The sequence below is a fragment of the Xanthomonas populi genome (assembly GCF_002940065.1).
Classification (GTDB): domain Bacteria; phylum Pseudomonadota; class Gammaproteobacteria; order Xanthomonadales; family Xanthomonadaceae; genus Xanthomonas; species Xanthomonas populi.
On the sequence record NZ_MDEJ01000309.1, the window covers coordinates 1 to 681 of the forward strand.

Annotated in this window: 1 pseudogene; it reads left to right on the forward strand. The window is 64.8% G+C overall.

Annotated features, from left to right (window positions below):
- Nucleotides 1-463, forward strand: a pseudogene (locus XpopCFBP1817_RS21035) (DNA-binding protein); the annotation flags it as partial.
- Nucleotides 464-681: the final 218 nt, after the last annotated feature.

The following is a 681-nucleotide window of genomic DNA, read 5'->3' on the forward strand; positions in this document are numbered from 1 at the left end:
GCGCCGGCATGAGCAACAGGTGCAGGAGTTGCAGGTCGCCCTACGGCAGGCTAACGAGGCGCTGACCGCCAAGAACCACGACCTGATGCAGCTCAACCGGGAGAACGGCCAGTGGCTGGAACGCCATACCCGCCTGGAGCGGGAACTGACGCAGACACGACAGCGGGCCGACGCCCAGCAGCGCGAGCGCGACGCGCTGCGCCTGACAGCCACGGAGCACCAAGGCCTGCAGGTGCGATGGACCAAAGATGTCCAAGCGCTGGAAGGCGTGCGCGCCGAACTGGCGGCGGCGCGGACAGAGCTGGTCGAAGAGCGCCGGCGGCGGGAACACGCCGAGGCGGACACGTTGCGGGCCACAGTGCGCCTGAGCACGTTGGAACAACTCCTGGCGCAGCTGCGGCCACCGCACTCCGTCGGCGAACCCGAAAAGGCCATCGCAGCCGGTGCAATGCCGGCAGGCTGATACCCAGCCATTGGGGAATGCTCGGTCATCCTCAGCGCCAACGCCTTCGTCTTCCCAGCCACGACTTCGGTGAGGCGAAGCGAAGCGGAGCGCTCCCCGGCAAAATTGCTTCTAAAATCACAGTAGGAGATTGACATGGGTCTATGCGCTTCAAAACCGAGCGTGGCAGGGTCACCTGCGCGTTATACAACCCACATTACAGAGGGGGATCTAGGATC